The organism is Bacillus sp. ChL18, assembly GCF_026241425.1.
GTDB lineage: Bacteria > Bacillota > Bacilli > Bacillales > Bacillaceae > Bacillus > Bacillus velezensis.
Genome location: NZ_JAPHWE010000002.1, coordinates 1,036,299 through 1,058,522 on the forward strand (window position 1 = coordinate 1,036,299; position 22,224 = coordinate 1,058,522).

29 protein-coding genes and 1 tRNA gene are annotated in these 22,224 nt (G+C 35.4%); 27 read left to right on the top strand and 3 right to left on the bottom strand.

Translation table 11 applies throughout. The features are described from left to right. The first annotated feature begins 12 nt into the window (after positions 1 to 12). A tRNA-Ala gene (locus OQ477_RS16235) sits at positions 13 to 85 on the top strand. Between the two features lie 175 nt (positions 86 to 260). Here the strand turns inward: OQ477_RS16235 and OQ477_RS16240 are convergent. Together OQ477_RS16240 and OQ477_RS16245 are read right to left on the bottom strand one after the other, a co-directional pair. Next, positions 261 to 1,412, bottom strand: a complete 1,152-nt coding sequence (locus OQ477_RS16240) for a site-specific integrase (protein WP_265973182.1) — start codon at positions 1,410 to 1,412, stop codon at positions 261 to 263. After that, positions 1,412 to 1,957 carry a helix-turn-helix domain-containing protein gene (locus OQ477_RS16245; protein ID WP_265973183.1) on the bottom strand — a complete coding sequence of 182 codons (546 nt, stop codon included), beginning with the start codon at positions 1,955 to 1,957 and terminating at the stop codon, positions 1,412 to 1,414. The genes OQ477_RS16240 and OQ477_RS16245 overlap by 1 nt, the downstream gene beginning before the upstream one ends. Positions 1,958 to 2,140: 183 nt before the next feature. Between OQ477_RS16245 and OQ477_RS16250 the strand changes: the two genes are divergently transcribed. The 19 genes from OQ477_RS16250 (at position 2,141) to OQ477_RS16340 (ending at position 15,571) form a co-directional block, all read left to right on the top strand. Continuing rightward, a complete protein-coding gene (locus OQ477_RS16250; RefSeq protein ID WP_014470886.1) occupies positions 2,141 to 2,320 on the top strand; it encodes a helix-turn-helix domain-containing protein in 180 nt (59 codons plus the stop codon). 206 nt (positions 2,321 to 2,526) lie between these two features. Next, positions 2,527 to 3,489: an AimR family lysis-lysogeny pheromone receptor gene (locus OQ477_RS16255; RefSeq protein WP_265973185.1), complete on the top strand. Its 963-nt coding sequence runs from the start codon at positions 2,527 to 2,529 to the stop codon at positions 3,487 to 3,489. Positions 3,490 to 3,533: 44 nt separating this feature from the next. Continuing rightward, positions 3,534 to 3,668, top strand: a complete 135-nt coding sequence (locus OQ477_RS16260; protein WP_021495004.1) for a lysogeny pheromone AimP family peptide — start codon at positions 3,534 to 3,536, stop codon at positions 3,666 to 3,668. Between the two features lie 92 nt (positions 3,669 to 3,760). Next, positions 3,761 to 4,315 (top strand): hypothetical protein, encoded by a 555-nt coding sequence (locus OQ477_RS16265; protein ID WP_265973188.1) that lies wholly within the window; start codon positions 3,761 to 3,763, stop codon positions 4,313 to 4,315. After that, positions 4,305 to 4,817 carry a hypothetical protein gene (locus tag OQ477_RS16270; RefSeq protein ID WP_265973189.1) on the top strand — a complete coding sequence of 171 codons (513 nt, stop codon included), beginning with the start codon at positions 4,305 to 4,307 and terminating at the stop codon, positions 4,815 to 4,817. Before OQ477_RS16265 ends, OQ477_RS16270 begins: the two co-directional genes overlap by 11 nt. Before the next feature lie 399 nt (positions 4,818 to 5,216). Then, positions 5,217 to 6,113 carry a hypothetical protein gene (locus OQ477_RS16275; RefSeq protein ID WP_265973190.1) on the top strand — a complete coding sequence of 299 codons (897 nt, stop codon included), beginning with the start codon at positions 5,217 to 5,219 and terminating at the stop codon, positions 6,111 to 6,113. 330 nt (positions 6,114 to 6,443) lie between these two features. After that, positions 6,444 to 9,347, top strand: a complete 2,904-nt coding sequence (locus tag OQ477_RS16280; protein WP_265973191.1) for a hypothetical protein — start codon at positions 6,444 to 6,446, stop codon at positions 9,345 to 9,347. Between the two features lie 327 nt (positions 9,348 to 9,674). After that, a complete protein-coding gene (locus tag OQ477_RS16285; protein ID WP_014417453.1) occupies positions 9,675 to 9,893 on the top strand; it encodes a helix-turn-helix transcriptional regulator in 219 nt (72 codons plus the stop codon). A gap of 414 nt (positions 9,894 to 10,307) precedes the next feature. After that, on the top strand, positions 10,308 to 10,454 hold the full coding sequence (locus OQ477_RS16290) for a hypothetical protein (RefSeq protein ID WP_265973194.1): 147 nt from the start codon (positions 10,308 to 10,310) through the stop codon (positions 10,452 to 10,454). 28 nt (positions 10,455 to 10,482) lie between these two features. Further along, positions 10,483 to 10,959, top strand: a complete 477-nt coding sequence (locus OQ477_RS16295; RefSeq protein ID WP_265973195.1) for a hypothetical protein — start codon at positions 10,483 to 10,485, stop codon at positions 10,957 to 10,959. Beyond that, a complete protein-coding gene (locus tag OQ477_RS16300) occupies positions 10,959 to 11,672 on the top strand; it encodes a hypothetical protein (RefSeq protein ID WP_104679069.1) in 714 nt (237 codons plus the stop codon). The genes OQ477_RS16295 and OQ477_RS16300 overlap by 1 nt, the downstream gene beginning before the upstream one ends. A 23-nt stretch (positions 11,673 to 11,695) precedes the next feature. Continuing rightward, positions 11,696 to 12,481 carry a hypothetical protein gene (locus OQ477_RS16305; protein ID WP_014417456.1) on the top strand — a complete coding sequence of 262 codons (786 nt, stop codon included), beginning with the start codon at positions 11,696 to 11,698 and terminating at the stop codon, positions 12,479 to 12,481. A gap of 14 nt (positions 12,482 to 12,495) precedes the next feature. Continuing rightward, positions 12,496 to 13,077: a hypothetical protein gene (locus OQ477_RS16310; protein WP_323054517.1), complete on the top strand. Its 582-nt coding sequence runs from the start codon at positions 12,496 to 12,498 to the stop codon at positions 13,075 to 13,077. Further along, positions 13,077 to 13,304: a hypothetical protein gene (locus OQ477_RS16315; RefSeq protein ID WP_160182958.1), complete on the top strand. Its 228-nt coding sequence runs from the start codon at positions 13,077 to 13,079 to the stop codon at positions 13,302 to 13,304. Before OQ477_RS16310 ends, OQ477_RS16315 begins: the two co-directional genes overlap by 1 nt. Positions 13,305 to 13,338: 34 nt before the next feature. Beyond that, on the top strand, positions 13,339 to 13,812 hold the full coding sequence (locus OQ477_RS16320; RefSeq protein ID WP_265973197.1) for a hypothetical protein: 474 nt from the start codon (positions 13,339 to 13,341) through the stop codon (positions 13,810 to 13,812). A gap of 203 nt (positions 13,813 to 14,015) precedes the next feature. Beyond that, the gene (locus tag OQ477_RS16325) at positions 14,016 to 14,165 is read left to right on the top strand and encodes a hypothetical protein (RefSeq protein ID WP_017417543.1); all 150 of its coding nucleotides are present in this window, start codon (positions 14,016 to 14,018) and stop codon (positions 14,163 to 14,165) included. Positions 14,166 to 14,404: 239 nt separating this feature from the next. After that, positions 14,405 to 14,617 (top strand): helix-turn-helix domain-containing protein, encoded by a 213-nt coding sequence (locus tag OQ477_RS16330; protein ID WP_071347055.1) that lies wholly within the window; start codon positions 14,405 to 14,407, stop codon positions 14,615 to 14,617. An 86-nt stretch (positions 14,618 to 14,703) separates the two neighbouring features. Beyond that, on the top strand, positions 14,704 to 15,138 hold the full coding sequence (locus OQ477_RS16335; protein WP_265973198.1) for a hypothetical protein: 435 nt from the start codon (positions 14,704 to 14,706) through the stop codon (positions 15,136 to 15,138). Positions 15,139 to 15,157: 19 nt separating this feature from the next. Beyond that, positions 15,158 to 15,571, top strand: coding sequence for a phBC6A51 family helix-turn-helix protein (locus OQ477_RS16340; protein ID WP_215532327.1), 414 nt, complete (start codon positions 15,158 to 15,160; stop codon positions 15,569 to 15,571). 18 nt (positions 15,572 to 15,589) lie between these two features. On the opposite strand, the gene OQ477_RS16345 is transcribed toward OQ477_RS16340, so the two are convergent. Further along, positions 15,590 to 16,228: a recombinase family protein gene (locus OQ477_RS16345; protein WP_265973199.1), complete on the bottom strand. Its 639-nt coding sequence runs from the start codon at positions 16,226 to 16,228 to the stop codon at positions 15,590 to 15,592. 443 nt (positions 16,229 to 16,671) lie between these two features. Here OQ477_RS16345 and OQ477_RS16350 point away from each other — a divergent pair, with 443 nt between their 5' ends. The 7 genes from OQ477_RS16350 (at position 16,672) to OQ477_RS16380 (ending at position 22,205) form a co-directional block, all read left to right on the top strand. Continuing rightward, entirely contained in the window at positions 16,672 to 18,354 is a 1,683-nt protein-coding gene (locus OQ477_RS16350) for a hypothetical protein (protein WP_265973200.1), read from the top strand. A gap of 13 nt (positions 18,355 to 18,367) precedes the next feature. Beyond that, a complete protein-coding gene (locus OQ477_RS16355) occupies positions 18,368 to 19,738 on the top strand; it encodes a phage portal protein (protein WP_265973201.1) in 1,371 nt (456 codons plus the stop codon). A gap of 77 nt (positions 19,739 to 19,815) precedes the next feature. Then, complete coding sequence (locus tag OQ477_RS16360) at positions 19,816 to 20,400, top strand: DUF4355 domain-containing protein (protein ID WP_265973202.1); 585 nt, start codon at positions 19,816 to 19,818, stop codon at positions 20,398 to 20,400. A 45-nt stretch (positions 20,401 to 20,445) separates the two neighbouring features. After that, positions 20,446 to 21,336 (top strand): phage major capsid protein, encoded by an 891-nt coding sequence (locus tag OQ477_RS16365; protein ID WP_104679078.1) that lies wholly within the window; start codon positions 20,446 to 20,448, stop codon positions 21,334 to 21,336. A 67-nt stretch (positions 21,337 to 21,403) separates the two neighbouring features. Then, positions 21,404 to 21,544, top strand: a complete 141-nt coding sequence (locus tag OQ477_RS16370) for a hypothetical protein (protein ID WP_157110140.1) — start codon at positions 21,404 to 21,406, stop codon at positions 21,542 to 21,544. Position 21,545: 1 nt separating this feature from the next. Continuing rightward, entirely contained in the window at positions 21,546 to 21,860 is a 315-nt protein-coding gene (locus tag OQ477_RS16375) for a phage head-tail connector protein (protein WP_071347049.1), read from the top strand. A gap of 6 nt (positions 21,861 to 21,866) precedes the next feature. Continuing rightward, positions 21,867 to 22,205 (top strand): hypothetical protein, encoded by a 339-nt coding sequence (locus OQ477_RS16380; protein ID WP_104679079.1) that lies wholly within the window; start codon positions 21,867 to 21,869, stop codon positions 22,203 to 22,205. Positions 22,206 to 22,224: the final 19 nt, after the last annotated feature.

Genomic DNA, 22,224 nt, shown 5'->3' on the forward strand with positions numbered 1-22,224 from the left:
ACGTTACAGCACGGGGCCATAGCTCAGCTGGGAGAGCGCTACGCTGGCAGCGTAGAGGTCAGGGGTTCGAGCCCCCTTGGCTCCATACTAATAAAGCTTGATCTAAAGCCATTCTTGAGACTTTCAAGGATGGTTTTTTATTTGCTCTAATCTCTATTGGCAACAAAACGGCAACATTTGTATCTGAGTTTTTAAAGTGGCAACACGGTATCTTATTTTAAGAAAAGAAAACGAAAAAAAATAACCCCCGTCATAGGAGGTCACAGTTTTATTGAACGCTGCAGGTTATCAATAAGCTTCTTTTTAGTTTTAGACATAATGTGTACATAGGTGTCATAAGTAAAGCTCGATTTTGCATGTCCAAGTCTTTCGGATATCTCTTTAATATCATGTCCGAAATAAAGCATTAGGGAGGCGTGCACGTGTCTTAAATCATGGAAGGTTATCTTAGGAACCCCAGCCTTCTTCATTAGCTTAGCTTGCTTTCTAAGAACGTTTCTTGCGTTAATTGGATTACCGAGCTCTGTACATATTACTAAGTCCTGATCCTGATAATCGTCTCCAAACTTTTCTTTCTCACTTTCAATTATTTTTTTCTGCTCTCTAAATTGATCTGCTAATGATTCGCTAAATTCAATTGTCCGTCTACTTTTCTTAGTCTTAGTATCATCGAGAATTTCCTTACCATCATGTGACAATGTTTGCTCAACATAAAGAAGGTTGTCTTCTAGGTCGACATCTTTCCAGGTAAGCCCCAGTATTTCCCCCTGACGCATTCCACAGATAATAGCAATAGCATAAGCCAAGTGATATCTATTTTGTTCATCCTCTTTAGATGTTTCTAAGAATTGGTTAGCTTGTTCTAAATCCCAAACATCAATTCTCTTGCGCTTAGGTTCTTTAGGAAGTATTGCTTTTTTAGCTACATTGGTTTTGATCATCTTATTGTCTACACCGTAGTCAAGTGCTGTGCTGACAATTTCATGGCTTCTCTTAATGGTTTTGTAAGCATACCCAATCTTTCCTTTGCCTCTATCTTTTGTGTGAAGAGCGTGAATGAAGTTATTAATGTGCTCTGTTTTAAGATTGGCCAAAAGAATATCCCCTAAATAGGGGTAAATGTAGTTCTTCAAACAATTTCTATAAAGTGTTGCAGTCTGAGAGCCGATATTTATCGACTTTACTTCGAGCCATCTATCTAAATAATCTTTAACCGTTATCCTTGGAGTCTGAATATACATTCCTTTATTAATAGCTGATTCAACTTCAGTAATGAATTCTTTAGCATCTTTTTTCTTATCGAATCCTCTTTTCTTTTTCTGGTGGCGCTGTCCATTCTCATCATATATGTCGTAGGCTACAAGATATTTCTGTTTCCCTTTACTTGTCTTGTAAGGGTGAATAGATGCCATTAATCGTCCTCCTTAATATCTCTGTATTGCTTGAGAAATCTTAAACTTTTTTCTCTCAAATTTTCCAAAACCTTTTTCCTGATTTCCTTTTTATTCTCTTCTATAAATTCCATTAGAGTGTTAACGACGACATCGGTTTCATAGAGATAAGATTTTTCACGGGAATTCAGTTCTTCCTCTAATCCCTCATCTAAATCCTTTCCATTAACAAATGTTCGCAGTTGAATGGCGACTGAAGTAGAACTAGTTACATCCCAAATGTCTCTACTAGCAACCAAAATTTTTTCAGTGTCATCATTTTCATTCGTTGGTTCAGGTTCAATATTTAAAAATTCAGCAATGTCAGGAGGAAGTTCAATTTCGCATATCTCAATTATTCTTTTCACAGTTTGCAAACTGTTTTTTCTTTGCCCAAACTTCCCGTTTTCAATGTTGGATACTGTCCCTTGACTAACCCCAACCAATAGAGCGAAGTCTGCTGAAGACATTTTCTCTTTTAATCTGTAGTTTCTTATTATCCTTCCAATCCGTTCATTCTCAGTCATTTCTTATACCTCCAAGATCATAAACAATATAGCCAATGATAACATAATTAATTATGATTAAAAACAGTTAGAAAACTTATTAGATAATTAGTAATTTATTATTGACTAATTAATTGAATGTGAGTATACTTAAATTAATCCCAAACGAGAGGGGATTATCCCGAATTAGAAAGGAGGAACCAGATGTACGAGGACATCATGAATAAACCGGCACTTGACGTTGAAGATGTGCAGAACTGGCTGGGCATTGGGCGTGATCAAGCATATGCCCTGTGCAAAAGTGGAAAGTTCCACACAGTAAAGATCGGTAGACGTATCAAAATTCCAACGAACGGATTTATGCGTTGGTTCAACGGTCAGTAAGTCTAATAGTTTCATATTACATAACAGCAACACCGCAATACATAATCGCAATACATAACTTGTTCCATAAAACTGGAGGATGAACTATAATGAGATCATATGTTCTGTATGAACTAAAAGAGATCCTATATTCAGATTCGGGTTAGTGGTGACATCGCCACTGTCTGTTGCTCTGAATTAGTGACACACCACAGGGGGTTATTCGGATGATAGCAAAAGAGAGAGAAGCTAAGAAACCAAAAGTAGATGCAAAGGTACGTCTTGAAATGTCAGATATTAATGAACAGTATGAACAAACTGACGCATTAATTGATCAATTAATCAACAGTAGCTGTTTGATTGAACGTGAATGGGCAGCAATGTATCAGATCAAACGTAAGCAAGACAGAGGCGAAATAAACGCACATCAGGCGCTTAAAGCAATTGGGAAGCTTGATCCCAAGTCTCAAGAAATGCGTGTATTCACTTACATAATCCCGTTGTATTACTACCTTAGAATGGCTGAATACTCAAATCTTGCAGAAATGTCGACAATTGTTGATCTTGATTTTATTGAAAACAATGAACAGATTAAAAGTTCGTTTTATTACCGTCTGATGGCTTTGTTGGGCGCTTCAGCATTCAGTCAGAATAAAATGACTCAAGCTCGTTTTTATTGCTCATACGGCATTAATGTAACGAATATTGATAGACTTGTCGCTTATAGCTATCTAACTATGGGTAACACTTATTTGCTTGATGATTATGAAAAAGCAAAAGAATATTACCTAGCCGGTTTAAAACATACTGAGAATAACCCCTTGGCAAAATTACAGCTAACTAGAAGCCTTTGTTTCTTGGAAAACCATTGGAATCAAGAGAACTTTTGGTTAAACCCTGATTCAAATGAAGTTACAGATATCCAAGAAATTGCACACTATCACATCAAGAAAAACAACTTGCAACAGGCTAAAGAAATATTGGAGAACTTAGAGCAGCAACCGAATATTCATACTGACTTTGGCATTCATTTTTATCTAAAAGGACTAGCTTATGAAGATAAGAGATTCTTTTATGAGTCTATAAAACACTTTAAGCTGTCCGGTGATCTATACAGCGTACGATTACCTTTAGATAAATTAAGGGAAATGGGTGAGGACGAGCAGATTTTGGATTTACTTGCCCTTTAAATGCGAAATTGATTTCGCATCACTTGAAAGGAGGTGAACATAATATGAAAAAAGTATTTATCGGTCTTACAATCGTAGCTTCATTGGCTGTTGGTTTCGTTGCCGGTCAACAAACTACAATTCACAGCGCATCAGGGGAAGAAACATTCCATGTAGCAGGTTTTGGACGTGGTGCGTAAGCATTACATATCCATTTGAAGGGGTGAGCGATTCGTTCACTCCTTCTCATTACATATTTTTAGGATAAAAATAAAATAAGTGGAGAGTTTAAATGGGCACTCTGATAAATTTTCATAAGAAAACACTTGAGAATAAACAAGCAGCTCTAAGGGCTTTGCAAAAACAAATAGACGCAGAAAATGAAATAGAGCCAAGAATCCCCTTAGAACAAAAGGAAGTTGAATTAAAAAGAGAGATTGAAGACGTAAAACAATTGATTAAAGGTGAAAACAGAACTGTGTTAGATATTTTGATAAGCGGTATGCTTGATGGCCAATACTACGAGCACATGAAAAAAGTTGCTGGCTACACAGTGGATTACATAATTGATGACTGTTTCATCATGGAATATGCAGAAGAAACAACTGCAGATGACGTGGAAAGAGTCCAGGCGATCAAGAAAGCTTTGTGGGATAAGTTAGAAGAAGATTCTCCTATTAAGACAAATAGGAACATAGATGACCGGATTTTTTATATCCCGATCAGAAAGGGATATGAGGGTGAAGGGATAAGAAAATTCATCAGTATATTTGAAAATGAAATCGGCAGTGAGATCACAATTTTATTTAAAAGAAACTCGAAAGGGAGATTGCTAGATGGCTGCTAGAAGAAGCGTAAGAATTGATTTAGCAGCATTAGCTAATGGCTTTAAGCGAATCAATGAAGACAAGCCGGTTTATTACAGCCTAAAACATAATGCGATACTTAGCACAAATGGTTATACAGCAGAAATTATTAGCCCACAGCCATACGATTCAGTAGTTGTGGGGTTGCCTTACATAATGCGTGATGGGGTTTGCAAGAAAGTTACATATAGAAAATCATCGGAAAATTTAAAAAACGACATAAAAATAATACTTGAGAACCTGGATAAATTCTCATCTAACGGTTTTCATCAAATGACGGTTACAGAGTGTTTTGACACCGGTTTAATTAAGCTATCTTCTTCATATTGTCCGGAAGCTTACGCTGATATATCGAAATTTAACGGTAGGAATGTGGAGAATGGGGAGCAACTTTGGTGCAAACTTGAAACAAATGAAAACAGAGCGCCGATTGTTACAGCTATTGAGAACAGTAAACCATCAGAATACTTAAATTTAATTTAAAAGGAGAATTCAAATGTGGATAGATGACGGAATCTCAATTTGGATATGTGACCTCTGCGGCATGTCATGGTGCGAGTGTTGTATTGAATGTGGGATGCCACATAGCGACTGTGATGGTTGCGACTGCCCGAATTGCATTGTGTGTAATAAACAATTGAAAGGAAGAAGAACATGAAGAAACAACCGAAGTATTTCTTTTGCTATTCCATTAATCTTCATCGCAAGTTAAGAGCAGCAGGAGCGTCATCAATCTGTGAAGCTTTAAGCACTCGAAATAAGCGGTTCTGGCTTTATGAGAAAGACGAAACTGTTCAAAGGGTACTAAATGAAATGTGATTGCTAGAAGCTCCGTAAGGAAGTCTAAGCACCAGAATAATAAGCACAAAAGGAGAATGTTTATTGAAATCAAAGCGAAAACATATTAAGGGGAAAGAAGAAATTCAAAAAATTATAGAGTCAAGCGGCATTAAGTACCTCTTGGTCAACAATAAGATATTTGATGAACTTTATGTTAATGAAGAACTCAACATGTCAGAGTTAGACTTAATCACATATATTCATCTTCAAATCATGATGCTAAACAAGATTACTTTAAGCGCAAAAGAATTGGCTTCTTGGATTGGCTGCAGCGAAAAACAAATAAGAGTAGTGATTAGTAGGCTGAAAGAATACAAAGTAACGTGCAACTGTCGCTACTCTCCTCATGAATCTAAAGTATTTCTAACTGATGATGGTGAGGAAAGAATAATAAACCTGATAACTGAAAAAAATCAAGTTGTCTATAACCCTTCTACAAAAAGCAATCAGAAAGTAAAACATTGGTATCCCAATTTAATTCCAGATCATAAAAAAGGCAAGGATAAGCCCGTACCTGTAAATTTCTTTCTCGTATCATTAAAAGACCTTAATTTGTTCACGCAAGGACAATTGAGCCGCACAGAGTTCATTACATACTTATTTTTATTAAAAACATATGCATATGGCAAAAAAGATAAAGACCAGGTGTGGATGAGATATAGCCTTATCGCTTCAAAAACACGTAGGAAATTACCGCAGACAACACAAGATCATATTGAAAAATTGAAATCATTAAATATTGACGGTGCTCAGTTAATTCGACAAATGTACCCCAATAACTATCAAATACAAATGGAAGCAGGTCATGAAACCTCATCCAAATTCATTCCAGACTTTAATGTAAAGACATTGGAGGAACTGAAGTTAAAAAAAGAGGAAGTCAGTTTTTATAAAAAGGAAGATGATATTTTATTAGAAGAAGTTGATTTGCCTTTTTAAGAAGTCAGTTTTTTTAATGAAGAACCTAATTTCAAAAATCAGAAGCCCAATTATTTAAAATGTGAATTCGATTTTTGTGATGAGTTTTCAACCCCTTGCCACGACTGGGCTCAAAGGGTATGGCGACTCGCTATAATAACTTAATAATACACTTTAGAATAGTTTAAATAATAGTCTCAAAAATAGTTAAAAAAGATAATCTAGAAGATTCTTTAGAATCTTCTGGCCAACAATTAAAAATTGCTGTCCTGTCTCACAATTAAAATTGTTCGCCATATTTATTTATGATCGGATACTTACCTAAACTATAATTAATTGGAGGATTACTTATTGAAAAATGAAAATTTAACTAAATCAGTGTTCGTTTACTCTTTAGATTCATCTGCTTTTTATAATGATAAAGAAGAACAATTAAATCAGGATTTGCTTCAACTTCGCCTTTATAAAAAGTTCTTGCAGAAGTTGGCTAAAAAAGTGGCAAAAATGAATGATTCAAATGTAACCGATATTCATTTAGATCTAATTGGTAAGCTCTTTGAGGAAGAAAGAAGCTTTAAGGAATTGGAACAATCGCTAATTACATATATCAAGAAAAAAGGTGAAAGTGAGTCCAGGCTTTCGAATGATATTGATGAGCTAATGGCCTGCAAATACAACAAAGCGAAAATCAATCGTCTTAAAAAAATTACGAACTGTTGGATTAACGAAAAGAAAGATGAATTGATTGAAGAGCAGCAAAGTTTTAAAGGGACAAGAACCCTTAGAGGTGATTCGCTTAAAACAAAAGATGGAGAGGTTAGATCGCAAAGGGTTATCTCTTTATTTGATTCAGTGCTAATTAGAACACTTGGATTGGAATACGATCAGATCACTGAGGAGATTATGATAGTTGAATCCTTTTACCATAACGTTTTTAGAAGCTTGGTTCAGAATGGTTATTATTTTAATAATGAAAAATACGTTTACTATGCTTCATCAGCAGGACAAATTAGGCAAAAGAAAGGCGTATTCATCAAAGAGAAAACATACCTGGAGAAGAAAAACACTCTGATGTGTGGGCTTAGTGAAGAGGTAATTAATTCTAAGGGCGGCATGAGCATTAACAAATGGATCGCTTACCTTGCCTTATCAAATAGCGCCAGTACATTATGGGAAGGGTTTAATATTGATGAGTGTATAGTTGTAAATGATTTTGAGACGGATGTGTCCACTGAGGTTGATTACATAAACGATGAAACATACGAAATTAAAAGAGAGTACAAGTCTATTCCAATAAATCATACGGATGGCTGTGGAATGATACTCCCAGAGCTTTCGGAGAGTGCATTCATGTTTAGAGCCCCTTTTATGAAAGGAATGTTAGTCCCATTTCCATTTGATGAGTATTCTAAATTATGCCGGAAGACCAAAATTAAAGATATATACGGCAAGGAATGGGATATTGTTAAAGACGGTATTAAAATTATCCTAACGAAGAGCCAGTTTAAGCTCTGGAAACATTATAATTCATGGGATGATTACAAATCCAAATTTAAGAAGTATGAGTGTCAGGCAGCCAAGTTGAATGAAGAAGAGGATGAATTTAAAAACAGTGAACTTAATTATCAAATGATCCAGACACTAACCGACACGACAGATGAAGAATTAGATAAGCTTTCAGAAAACACAGTGAAGAGGATCCAAACTCTTTACAAAGATAAAGAATCAATGCTCAATGTTATAGGAGCCGTTGAAAGCAATGTCCATAAAAATAACTTTCAGAAAGCTCATTTGATTTATCCTGAGTTGCTTAATGATAACCATTCAAAGGAGATTATTAAGAAGAATAAAAAGCGTTTGGTGAAGGAAGCAAAAGCAGGAAAAATCCTGCTAGAAGGCTCTCATTATACTTTTATTATTCCAGATTTGTATGCTGCTTGCGGTTATTGGTTTTGTGGTGATTCTGATCCGAAGGTTTTACTAAATGACGGAGAGGTTAGCTGTAAGCTTTTTAATAATCAGCAAAAATTAGATGTGTTAAGGCCTCCTCATCTATCTAGGGAGCATGGCATTAGGATCAACAAGTTAAATGATGATCTTAAAGACTGGTTCATTACGAAAGGCGTGTATACGTCCACTAAGGATGCCTTGTCAAGACTTCTGCAGTTTGATGTGGACGGAGATAAAGCACTTTTAGTTAGCGACAGCACTTTTGTTAAGATAGCAGAAAGAAATATGAAAAATGATGATATTGTTCCCCTTTATTATGAAATGAAGACAGCAGAAAACCAAGAAATCAATAATGAGAACATCTATAAAAGCTTGGAATTGGCGTTTGAGGTAAACATTGGTGAGTATAGCAATAACATAACCAAGGTGTGGAATAGTGATAAGGTTGATTTAGACGTGATCAAATGGCTTACCATGGAAAATAACTTTGAGATTGATTATGCCAAGACCTTATACAAACCAACTCGTCCTGAACATGTTAGTCAAAGAATTAATGGTTTTCTGAAAGGGACTTATAACAGGAAAGTTCCTCACTTCTTTATTTACGCAAAAGACAAGAAAAGAAAGAACGTCAGATCAAGAAATGATTCTGTAGTTAATCGGTTGGGTGAAAAAATACCGAATAACCGGGTGAACTTTAAGAGGCTGGCGGGTGAATTTGATTACACAAAACTGAAGAATGAGAATGCTACTCTTGGGCTTGATCAAGAGGTATCGACACGATTTAATGAACTCTACAAGTTGTATTCGAAGCAGCAACAGGAATTAGGTACAAAGGGAATTCTCCTGCAAATAAAAGATGAATTACTCAAAGATTATAGCAAAAAAAAGGTTGAAGATACAATGATTGTGACAGTCTATACAATGCTTGATCGTAATAAGCACTGGAAGGCCAAACAACAGAAAAAACAAAATGTTTCTCGTCAAGAAGCAGAATGGCATGTAACAAAAGAGATCAGAGAAACCTTGCTGAGTATTAGAGACAGCAGTTACATAACAGATATATTGGTGGAGTATCTATTCAATACTAAATGCTCTAAGCATAAGGATACACTATACAATTGTTTTGGGTATAACATTGTAAGGAATTTAAAAAAGAACATTCGCAGAGCTATTAAATGTGTTGATTGTGAGCGGGAAATCGAAAAGGGAACTAGGTGTGATAAGTGTCAAAAGGATAGGGAAAGAGAGTTAAATAAGCTGAGAAAACGAAAAGAACGTAAAAATAAAAAATGTCACGCTTAAATTATAAGAAAATAAATGAAGATGGATAAGCCCTTGATATACAAGGGTTTTTCCAGTTGTATAGTGATATCTATAATCTTCTTCTAGGGAAGAAAAAAGAAGTATTGATTTATGGATAATTATTTATACGATTCCGTTATTATAATTTATCACAAAAATCCATACTATGCAATTTCGACCCAAACATTGTTTAATTCAACTTTGGACATCTATAGTCTTTTGGTTATTCCTCCTAAATAATCAAAGAATGCTGATCATAGTGATCAGCCCCCCTTATTTTAGATAATTATTTCAAATAAAAATTTATTGATGGAAGGAGGACTATAAGTGGAAATTGATAGACATAAGCTATGGCTAGATATTCGTAAAAGAAGGTTAACTCAAACGGAAATTGCGAAAGAATGCGGTTGTGCTCAGTCAAAAATCAGCTCCTTTTTGAATTATGATTCAGATATGTCACCTGAGCTTATTCAAAGAATGAAAGACTTTGTCTACTCTAAGCCTGAGTATGAAAACGGAAAGCGCAGAGTAATCAAAGTGATCTAATTCTTTGTCGTTACTACATTAAACAGCATTGCGGAAACAGTGCTGAAGAGATGTACAGGCCGACTCCAGCGACGTTAAATAAATGGTTTCGGGGTTTCATTAGTTTTACTCCTTTGATTTTATTTTTGTTCTTATTCCGAGCCATTTTTGGTTCGGGGTTTCTCCTTTTAACATGACTATGTGCGGGGCATCCTCAGTGCCCCCGTAATCGTGTTTAAATGAGAAAAAACAATTGGAGGAATAATAAAATGAAAAAAAATAAGGTTACTGATACGAAGATCCTCAAGTCAGGATACTACTGTAAGAAATGCGATTTGTTTTTTGAGAATACATGGGATATGGAATGCTACTGCCAAGGCGAAGGATGGTATAGAGCTAGTAAAGCGATTTTGATGTTAGAGAAGGTACTCGGCAATGGAAAATAAAAAAGACCAGCCAAGATGGGGCGAGCCGAATGAGAAGTTTCAAGAGTTGGTTAAAAATATTGATCCAGAAGTATTAAGAAAAGCAAATGAAAAAATAAAAGAGATGGCCAATGGTAAGCCTCTTTATAGATTTTAATTAAACAATTTAGGAAGGAGGTGATGATATGAGCAAATTAGCAAATGACTTAATAGGCATTTTCAAGCTCGTTTCAAGAGACAGTGAGTTAATGAATCTTGCTTATTATAAAGAGTTGAGTATTCCCGCTAATATAGACGTGCAGCAAAGAGATGATTTTGATGACATCCTCAAAGGAATTATTGTTAGAGCTCCTAAATCAAACGATTTAAAAGAAGATGATCCTCAATGTCGGATCTGCATGTACTTTGGTAACGGCTATACTACACACAATAAGCGTATTACTTCCCAGGATGTAATGATTGACGTATACACCCATATTGATCATTTTGAAGACAATGATCCTAGAAGTCTCAAGATCATAGACCGGCTAATTGATATTGTTTACGATAAAAATGTTGCTGGTGTGGGTAAGGTTGCTAATATCAATAGAATGTTGATAGCTAATCCCCCTGATGGATACCTCGGCTATAAACTCATCTTTTCCTTTGGAGCTCCACAATAATGGAATATTCAAAGGACTTCTTTATTTTAGGTACTCCTATTTCAACAGATATAGGAGAGTGCCACTTCATTAGACTTAAAGATTATCCTCAGTTCGTAAATGATCTCTCTCAAATGGTTAAATCAAAATCTGAAATAATAGCTGAATTTCAAGAAAACAATAAATTTGGTCAATTGGATAGCTTGATCAATGATTTTAACGCTTCAACTTTGTTGGACATAGTTAATGTGATGGATCAGTTAAGAGCCTCTTACCAAAGAGTGTTTGCGAAGGTGTTTAATAACCCTGATGCGTTCCAATCTGTAGACGAGAAGAATTTTCACGATATCCGTAAGTTAATTCTTGATATGCATTGTTTAAAAGAAAAAAAGGTTAGCAAAAACTCTGAACTTGAAAAATTCAACAAGAAAAGTAGAGCGTTGAAACAGTCTGAGAACAATTATGATTTCTCGGATATTGTTAGTTGTGTTGTTCAATTTACTGGGTATTCATCCGCTGAAGTTCTTGAATTAACGCTTCCCCAACTTCACTCTCATTTTTTCAGAGGCGCTGCTTTTTTAAATAGCTCTGCTGCAATTGTACTCTCTACTGTAAGTCCGGAAGCTGCTAAAAACATTGGTTCTTGGAGTCAACATATAGATTTATTTGAAGAAGAGAAAAATTACATAACTAAGAAAGAAGCAAGAAACTTAGAGAAATTATTCTCAAATTAAAAAACAAGGTGGAATTTTAATAAATGAGTAAAAAGACAGTAATTCATGATGTATGTAACGTTGTTATGAAAAGAAAATCTGACGGGAAAGTTATTGCAACTGCTGAAGCACAAACAACTAGCCTGTCTCAAAGTATCCAGGAAGACTATTTAAAAGGCGGATGGGGAAACCAAAACCTTTATCAAATTAAGTCCGACAAGAATATTACAGGAACAATCAAAAATGCTTTCTTCAGCTTGGATTGGTTGGCCATGCAGCAAGGAGTCAAGGTTGAAAATGGGACGGTACAGGTATGGGAGGATGAGACGCTTACTGTTGAGTCAGATGGAAAAGTAACTCTTAGCAAGACTCCAGTCGATACAGTTTCTTTCGAGAATAGCGAAGGAGAGTCTTATCTTATGGAAACTGAAACCACAGAAGGTCAACTCCCTACAACTTTTGCAAAAGAGGGTGCGAAAGTTAAAGCACGATATAAAATTGATGCTGAAGGCGAAATTGTTGAAATTAAGGCTGATACATTCTCTGAAGCTTATGAGATGGAATATCACACTTTAGAGTACGATCCAGAAACTGAAACAATCCATAGTGATCTTTATATTCAGTTCGATAAAATCTCTCCTTCTGGTGAAGCAGAGCTAAACTTTGAAGCCGGCAACGCAATTACACCTGAAATCAAATTTACAGCGCTTGCAGTTGATAATTCTCTTGGGCGTTTCATTCGGGTTAAACGTAAAGCAGACGGATCAAAAGGTGAGAAACCTACTGAGTCTCCAAAGCAAAGCGTTGATCTTGGCGGCGCAAGTGCATAAGGGAGGCGTTGAAGATTCCTTTCTTAAATAAAGATGGAACTACGCTTACCTCTGCAAAAGATGATGGTACTGGCAACCCTATAACGCCTGTATCAATTGAAAATTCAACTATTCCATTAGAGGTTGATCTTAAAACTGATCAGCCTCTTGATGTTAATGTTGCAAACAAATCATCTATTCCAGTTCTTGTGAGAAACACAGTTCCTATTAAAACTCAGATCCAAAAGTCATACGAGGAATCTGTGTTAACAGATAATGATACTGTGGCAGTTGGTGCAACAAAGTCGTACACATTAGATCTTGTTGAGAATTTAGGAGTGTTTAGAGCTTATGGCGTTGCTCTGTATACAACACAGACTGACAGCGCAAATAGCAAAGTTACAGTCAGTGCTTATTCTGTCCCGAAGAATATTCCTTTTTATTCATCAACATCAGCAAGTGACAGCACAACTTTAATCAGTAATGCTGCATTTGTTTCAAACTATCCAATTCAAAAACAGTTGCCCTTCGTTTGTCCAAAAGTGCTATTGACAGTAAAGGCATCTGGTACAGTTGATATTACTGGTTTTAAAATGATTGTTTGGGGGATGGAATAATGACTTTTCATGATGTATGCGGAAAGTTTAAAACGGTTGATGGTATTGAAGATGCGTATTTACTGCTTTCAGAGGAGGACAATTATTACATAAGCCTGAGTGATTTTGAAAAGCTCTTTGAAGAGGATTTTGACGAAGAGCATCCATATGAATCACTTTCAGCAGCTTCTGATAATTCTCCAGCCTGGAAAGACATTTGGGACGATATTTGGACGGAAGACCTTTAATAAGGTCTTCTTTATTTTTAAAAGGAGGAATTAAATGACATCGAAAAAATTAAGCGTATCAGGTGTAAAGACACTATCAAAAATTGTTGATAAGAAACAAAAGGTTCAGATCAATGATGAGTATCATGTATACATCTATCCTCAGTTTGGTATGTTCAAGTTGCAAAAGATGTTTGAGAATTTTGTGAAAGCCCTATTAGAAGCTGAAGAGCAAGGTATTGATTTGAGTAAGATCAGCATGAATGATTGGTTAAGTTTTAATGTCGTGAAGGAGTTCAGTGACTTGGATATTCCTGATGATACTAAGAAACAGTTTGAGTTTTATTACGAGTTAATGAACACTGATCTCCTTTATCCAATCTTTAATGAGTTTCCTATAGAATCACTTGAAAAAATAAACATCATAGCTAATAGACTTCGATCCAATTTTGAAAAATTAGGATCTGCTAAGTCTGAAGAGTTTGAACAGATGATTATTAATACAGTAGCTGAACTAGAAGAAAAATAAAAAATAACCATTCAATTTAAACAAAGTCGATTCGCGAACGACTATAAATGTCTAAACAAGGACAGAAAACAACAAGCAGGATATATTAGCACCCTCCTTTCATGCTAGAAAAAAGTGAAAAATAAGGATAAAAATAAAATAAATAGATTGACGATAGTAAACGTAAGTGTTATAATTAAGTTAAGAAAGGAGGGGAAATGAGTATGGAAAAGTTAGAGCTTATCCTTCGGGACTTGGCTTGGGTGGTTGCAATCCTAGCAGGAATAACAACCATGATCAAGAACATCAAGGACTTGAAGGCAAGCAAAAACAAAAAACGACGTTCTCCCGCCAAGAAGAAACGTCGCTCATAAGCTAGAGGGGATTTATTCCCCTTCTCTTATTATTATAACACTTTTCATTCCATACTCAAAACACATGAAAAAATTGGTTGATGTCACAACAATATTCTTTTTTATTCTGTTCATTATGCTGTTTTCGAATTTTGATTATGCTCATCTCAGCACCTTAGATATACTAACAATGGTATTAGCGTTAATCTGGTTGGTAGTTACTATTATAAACATTATCCTTAAGTGGAGGAACCTTAGAAATGACTAAGATTGTTTTTGACAGCATTGATGACCTGAAAGATTTTATAGCAAAAGAAATCTTAACTACATCTGAAGCGATTGAGATAATCGGCTGTAGTCGTCAAAACTTAAAACAGTTGGTCGATCGTGAAAAATTGGTACCCATTAAAACAACAAGTCGTGATCGTTTATTTTTAAGAGAAGATATTGAAAGTTATAAAAGGAAAAGGTAAAAGCATCCGAAGCAACGGGTGCTTTTTTATTTGTGTTATGAAGCGGGACAAGTAAATAAAACAACATACAACGGAGGAATTTAAAAATGATTAAAGCTAAAAAAATAGGTAAAATTAAAACAACTTTAGATGTGGCCATGTATCTTAGAATATATGGGTATGAACCATATACTATGATTGATTCCAATAAAAAAGAAAGAGTTTTATATGGAGTTAAGCACGCTATTTATTTCCTTAATCCATACACACAAGAAGTCGTTAATAAAAATGAAGCGAATACCCTAGTTGATGCTGAAGAATTAGACTTTACTGAAGATGAGACTAAGCTGGCTACATTTGAAAGATATTTTAAAGATAAAGCGTTAGAAGTGTATAAGAACGATTTTGTGGAAGATGAACTGGCTTGCTGTAAAAGGTGTGAAGAACCTGAAGGATTACACCAAATTGAATCTGGTGTTGTATATGCTAAATGTAAGTGCGATCTTAAAGCGTTCTTATCACAAGAAAAATGTAAAAAATAAAGTAGGTGTAAAATATATTATGCTTGATGAAAGAAAGTTAAAAGCAATTGAATTATTAGTGGAAGGAAAGCTGAATAGGACTGAGATTGCTAAGGAAGTAGGAGTGACCAGACCGACTCTATACAACTGGGAAAAGGAAGAAGAATACTCGCAGGAGTACGACAGACTTTTACATTACAAAAAACTTTCAGTTAGACGTGAAGTAAGTCGAGATACAAAAGCTTTCTTTGAAAATCTAAAAAAGATTAGCGAATCATCCACAAACGATAATGCAAGGGTAAAGGCTACACAGCTATTACTTGCATACACTGAGGGTAATCCAGAGAATATTTTAAATATCAAAGATGATCGAAGTAATGACAATGTATCAAAAGATGTATTGGAAAAGGAAGAAGAAGAGTGGACGGCTTCAAAGCTATCTGAAGACGAATAAAAAGACCCTTAGCTTTTATTAATTGGCTAGGGTCAGCTGTGCTTCATATTCTTTTATCACTTTATAGAAAGTATTCTTAGTAAGCTGTAAGTCTTTAGCGAATTGAACACCTGTAATCTCTTTGCTTTTCCATTTAGAGTAGCCTGATTCAAGGGTGGATCGTTGCTCTTTTGTTAATGTGCCAAACCCCTTTTTAGGTCGTCCTAAGTGCTTTCCTTTTTCTTTGGCATCTTTGATCCCTTCTGCTTGTCTCTCTCTTATGTCCTCCCTTTCCTTCTCTGCAAAGGCTGTAAGGATAGTCAATACAATCTTCTGTATAGCTTCTTTAAGAATATCGTCTTGATCTTCAGTTGAGTTGATCATTGGTTCTTTAATGAATTTAAGCTTAATGCCATTATCAATGAACCAATCGTATTCTTTTTGAGTCTCTTTCATGTTACGACCCATACGAGTGATTGAATCAAACACAACAGTATCGCCTGTTCTTACAACTTGCTTGAGTGTTTTATATGCAGGTCTTTCGAAGTCTTTACCACTTTGCTTGTCAATGAATAGATCACGTTCAGCAATGCCTTCTTTAAGCATATTGGTGATCTGCCTGTTTTCGTTTTGATCCTTTGAACTTACTCTTATGTAACCAAACATTTTAGAAATCATCGCTTGTCATCCTCTCATTTATTGTACCTTTATTATACCATTTTTGTTTAAAAAGGTCTATTATATTTTATAAACGTTTATAAAAATAAAATAACACCTTTTTAAACGTGATGTTGCTGAGATAGACAGCGTTTATAAACGTATGCCTTTACAAACTATGGTTATGGTATAAGTAAGTCATTTTGTGAGTATAAAACCACCCGATAGAATCCTCTCTAAAAGGCATTTACAGGCTAAATAAACATTGATGCGTAATCTGATACCTATAGGGCTAAATGTGTTTGAAACGCACCAGAAAGGACGCTAGTTATCAATAATAGGGGGTATTCTAAATGATTGAACACCCTCTCATCCGATAGCAACCCACACAATTTTTATTATAATTTTAAAACTCGGAGGTGATTCGGATATCCGATTTAATCAACACAAGAGAAAACAGGAATTTGCTTAGAGAGTATCTTTATAGAGATTACTTGAAAAATGGTTCAACTCATGATGAAGCAGTAATGAGGACAAACAGAATGATGAAGGGGAAGAATCTCTTCGGTAAAAATGGAGTAGCTCATTCACTTGGGGCTCGTAGTTTTGAATTCTTTTGTCTATATTACCTACAGGATACATTCCAAGCAAAACCCACTAATACAGCTCGTAAACTCGGTGATTTCCATTTTGAAATATGGAATACGCTTGATGATATGTTCATTAAAGATGAATTCGATAAGCTTTCCCTTTGTATGCCTCGTGGTAGCTCTAAGACAACAACTGTTAACTTTGCCTTATCAACATATTTAGCAGCATACGGTATATCCTACTTTACGCTTGTAGCTGGGAAGAAAGAGGATGATGCGGTTGAATTTATCAATGATACTCGAAAGGCATTTGTTGAGAACCCCTACATAATCAATACATTTGGACATATGCTCACACGTTCAATTAAGTTGAAAATGTATTTCTCAAACGGTTGCAAAATCCAAGCTATAAGTTCTGGGACATCTATTCGTGGATTGAAACACAATGGAGTGCGCCCTACATGCATTATTGGCGATGACTATCAATCAGCAGCTGATGTTATTACTCAAGAAGCAAGAGATAAGAAATACAATACATGGACACAAGATGCTGAATATGCTGGAGATGATCCTGTTTACAGGGATGGCAAGAAGGTCAAGATGGCAACAAAGTTTATTATGCTCGGTACAATTCTGCATAGAGACTGTCTTATCTCAAGAATATTAAAAGATAGCCAGTATAAACGGATCGTGAAGAAAGCCGTCCTTGTTGATGATATTGATGAATTATTCAATAGTGGCAAATGGGCTGAATTAAAGAAAATTCGATATGACGCAACCAATCCCAATGCAGAAGAGGATGCTAAAAAGTTCTACTTAGAGCATGAAGAAGAAATGAAATTCCCAGTTCTTTGGGAAGATAAGTATGATTGCTACGATCTTGCCGTTGGAAAGTATTATCCTAATCCTTCAGCATTCAAACAAGAAATGATGAATGATGCTTCTAAGCTAGGGCAGAAAGCTTTCCATGATATCAAGACATTACCTAGAAAAGAAATTGAAAAGGAAAAAGACAATTTCATAAAAACAATACTTTGTTGTGATCCAGCCGTTGAGGTACAGGATAGTCACGATTATTCTGCTTTTATTGTCGGTTCTAAGACTCCTAATAACTTTAGATGGGTTAGGAAAGCGTGTATTGAGAGACTTGAATACGATGACTATATTGCAAAGGTTATTTCCTTATTGAAAGAATACCCAGATATCACGCATTTATGGATTGAGAAGAACGTGTTTAGCGGTGCAGATGTACGTGATATTCAAAGAGAAATTAATAAAGATCATACACTAACAGCAAGAGACATTCAAATCATTAATGAACATCAAACGAAAAACAAAGAAGCTAAGATTAGAGCCATTGGTGGAAAGGTAGACAGTGGTTTTATTGTATTTCCTCAAGAGGATAAAGAGTTTACTGATCAGATAATGGCTTATGAAGGTGAAAAGTTTACACGCTTTGATGATGCTCCTGATATTACAGCTGAGTTTGACAGGCTTATTGATGAGCTACAAGAAGTGCAATACATTAGCTTTTTAGATAGGTCAGCATTATTTTAAAGGAGGTGAGTAATTGAGAAACATCGTTGATACAGTTTTAAAGCGAAAAAGAAATGGACAAATTCAAATAACTCCTGAATTAGAAACTTTGTTAATGAAGTGTCTTAGAAAGCTAAGAGAAAACCAAGAGACTTATAAAACATACGAAGAATACTACAATGGACATCATAGCATAATGAGGAACTATGCTATGAATGAGAGTAGAAGTAATATGAAAGTAGTCGTGAATTTCTTTAAAAAATTTATTCATGACGAAATTGCGTATGCTTTGGGGAATCCAGTGACCTATATTAGTTTAGATGGAAATAGTCAATTGATTGATGTGATTGATTATAACTTCTCTCATTGGTCTAAAATTCACGATCAAAAACTTATGCTAGAAGCAACTAAGTTTGGTGAAGCATATGAAATCCAATACACAACCAGAGACAATGAATTTAAGTGTGCTGTATTAACGCCTATGAACTGCTTTGTAATCGAAGAAGGCGATGTTGAGAAAGACGTTATTTTGGCGTTGCATATATACAAAAACGATTTGTTTTCTGATAACGAAAAAGTAGATGTTTACATAAGTAATTCAATCTTACACTTTGATGTTGATGGAAGCGATAATCTAATTTATGTGGGGCAGCGTACACATATCTTCGATACACCTCCAATTGAAGTGACCTCCGCAAATCACGAAAGAACAAGTATGTTAGATGATATCAAATCAGAAAATGATGCCTATAATAACACATTATCGGATTTGGTGAATGAGGTATCTGATTTCAGACAGGCTTTCTTGAAAATAACCGGAGCAAAAATCACTGATGAAGAAGCAGCAAAGTTTAAGAAAACGGGTATTCTTCAAGTGCCTACACAAGCAAGTGTTGATTATCTTATTAAGAAGATTGATGATAAATTCGTCCAAAATTTGCTGAAAGAGCTTGAAGAGAAAATGTACAAGCTGGCCAGTCATGTAGACACAAATGAAAAGCTTCAATCTAATCTATCTTCTGCAGCCCTCAGATCAAGATTAATCTCCTTGGAAAATAAATGTTCCCTTAAACAAGCGATGCTGGAAACAGCAATTAAGAAGAGGTTAAAGAACTTCTTTAAGTTTATCAAGATCCAAAAAGGTGATGAATACGATCATCGCAAGGTTAAGCTTAAATTAACAATGAACATCCCTTCTGATATTACTGCTTTAGCTGATTCATTAAGCAAATTATCTGAAGTATGTTCATGGGAAACGATTTTAGCCCAAATACCATATGTTGAAAATCCTGCTGTAGAGATGCAGAAGAGAAGACAGGAACAAGAATATGCAAGAGAACAAGAGATTGAGCACCAAAGAAAACTTAAATCATTAGAGATAGGTAGCACTACAGGCTCTCTATAAATAGAGCCTTTTTCTTATGTAAAAATATGCACTTTTTAGGGTCACTGACACTAGAAAGGGCGAATGGAGTGATTTGAATGAATTTAGAAGATGTTAAACAGTTTTTTGAAGAACAACAAGATAATGACGAGGTAAAACAATATCTTCAAGGGTTGCAGCCTGTAACACTTGATGGTGTTAAACAGTTCGTTGAATCAGATGAAGATGCTAAAAAGTGGATGCAGTCGCAAAAAGATAGATTCTTCTCCACAAGTTTAAACTCATGGATGGAAAGCACATTTCCTCAAAAGCTTGAAGAGGAAATTAAGAAGCGGTATCCAGATGAAACTCCTGAACAAAAAAGAATTCGGGAACTTGAACTCAAAAATGAAGAATTTGAACGCAATGCAAGAATTGAGAAAATGAAATCCATTGCACTAAAAACAGCATCAGATAAAAAGATTCCTGCAGACTTAATTGATTTGCTTGTTTCTGATAATGAAGAGGTAACTCTAGGAAACTTAACAAAATTTGAAGAGTCTATGAAGCCGTATATTCAAGAACAGGTTGAAGACCGATTGAAGAATAGCAGCTATACTCCTCCTGCTTCTGTACATAACAACAAAGCTGGATCTTCTTCAGACTTTATGGCAGCTATTTATGAGAATCAATCAAGAGTATAAAACTATTAGAAATAATAAAATAAAGAATAAAGGTGGAAATTATAAATGGCATTTTTAAAAGATCAATTAGAAGGTTTTGTACCTACACAAATTCAAAAAGAAATCATCAAAGGCATTACCAAGGGTTCGACATTACTCAAATTATCTAAGGTTCAGCCTATGGAATCCGATAAAAAGAAAATTCCTGTTTTGGTTGATGGGCCTGGAGCATACTGGGTAGGAGAATCTGAACGGATTAATACATCCGAAGTGAGATATATCCATCCTGAACTTGAAGCTAAAAAGATTGCTGTAATCATTCCAGTAACTAAAGAGAAATTAAATGACACCACTATCAACGTTTTCTCAGAACTGCGAACAGAAATTGAAAAAGCATTTTACACTACTATTGATGGAGCGGGTCTTTTTGGTATCAACTCTCCGTTCAAGAAAAGCTTGTTTGGCTCTGCTGAGGCTTCTGGAAATCTTATTGCAAACGGCACCGGCGGCACATTTGATATTGACGTTTCAAATGCTATGGCTCTTGTTGAAGATACAGGATTAGATGTAACTGGTTTTGCAGGGCATCGAGGTATTAAAAATACTCTACGTACTCTAAGAGACACAAACGGAAATCAAATTTATGTTTCTGGTGTATCACAAAATGAATTGTACGGATTCCCTGTTGAGTTTTCTTCAAATGGTGGATTTGACAAAACAAAGGCTGATCTAATCTTAGGTAACTTTGATTACTCATTGGTTGGTATTCGAGAAGGATTGAAATATGAAATCCTGAAGGAAGCTACACTACAAGGTCATGTAATGGGCGATGGTAAACCTCTTTCACTTGCAGAAAACGATATGATTGCAATTAAGGCAACTATGAGACTTGGTTTCTTACCTATTAAGGAAGATGCTTTTGCAGCAATCACTCCTAAGGTTGATAAACAAGATTAATCGGAGAGAGGTTATCCTCTCTCTTTTTTTATCATAAAAAATCTAAATAAAATATGAGGTGCTTAATATGAAGGATTACATTGATCCAAATGGTAATGAAGTGAAATTGACAGAAAAGGCCTTTAAATTAATTTATAAGGAACAAGGCTATAAGGAAAAGAAAAAAACAGTAAAGAAGCAGAAGAAAACTGAGAAATCAGGTGAATAGAATGGATCAATTGGCTAATTTGAAGTTGTTTTTAGATATTGCTGATGACTCTGAAGATGCTCTTTTGGAACTTTATTTAAAGAAAGCTCGGCGTTTTGTAATTAATTACTGTGAGATTAATGAGAATGAAATTCCAGATAATTTGCTAGGTGTCATTGAGGATATAGCTGTATTTAAGTATAGGTTAAAGGGTGTTGAGGCTACAAAAGCGGAAACAAGAGGGGGTATTTCAGAAAGCTATTACGACAAACTCCCTGATGATATTAAGCTTGAATTGGATAGCTTTAAAACCCCTTACATCACTGCTGGAGGGTGACTCACATTGAAGTTCAATGATCTATATTATTTAATTCAGGTTAAAAGGGTGAAGACAGGTAAAAAGACTGATTGGGGAACAGATATATATGAGGATCAAGAAACTCTAGTTCCATACAAATGTTCTTTTCAGCCTTATGTTGAATCAATTAGTTCTCCAACTGCGGTAGGAAGAATAACTGACATAACCAATATGATCTTCTGCCCGCCTAATGAAAAGCTAGAGAAAGGCGTTAAAGTCGTTCATAAAGGAAAAGAATACGAGGTTCTTTACCCACCCAGAGACTGGGGAAGACATTATGAGGTGTTCGTTAACTATATAGGCGCACACAAGCCCACTAAGTAAACAAACGAAGTGCTTTAAA